The sequence below is a fragment of the Nocardiopsis lucentensis DSM 44048 genome, from assembly GCF_000341125.1.
Taxonomy (GTDB): Bacteria; Actinomycetota; Actinomycetes; order Streptosporangiales; family Streptosporangiaceae; genus Nocardiopsis; species Nocardiopsis lucentensis.
In genome coordinates, this window is sequence record NZ_ANBC01000050.1 from 1 (window position 1) to 425 (window position 425).

Consider the following 425-nt stretch of genomic DNA (forward strand, 5'->3'; position numbering starts at 1 on the left):
CTGGCGCAGCGGCCCCGGTTGCTCGTGCTCGACGAGCCGACCAACCACCTCGACCCGCGCCACCAGTTCGAGGTCCTGGAGCTGGTGGCGGGGATGGGCACGACCGTCGTGGCGGCCCTGCACACACTGGACCTGGCCGCCTGCTACGCGGACACGGTGGTCGCGATGCTCGGGGGCCGTGTGGTGGCGGCGGGGCCGCCGACGGAGGTGTTCGCCCCGGAGGTGCTCCACGAGGTGTTCGGTGTGGACGGCACGCTGGTCGACGATCCGGTGACCGGCCGCCCCCGACTCATCACCCGTCCCCTGGGGCCCGAGAAGGGTCACCGTTCGGGCGCCGGCGGGGTTCTCGAAGGTCGAGACCGCGCCGGCGGCGTCCGTTGAGGGTGGTGGCGGGAACGGGCGGGCCGAAGCGAAGCGGCGGGGCC

The 425-nt window shown here is 74.4% G+C and carries 1 pseudogene; it reads left to right on the forward strand.

The annotated features are described in order from the left end of the window. A pseudogene (locus tag D471_RS32520) lies at positions 1-381 on the forward strand (ABC transporter ATP-binding protein); the annotation flags it as partial. Between the last annotated feature and the right edge of the window lie 44 nt (positions 382-425).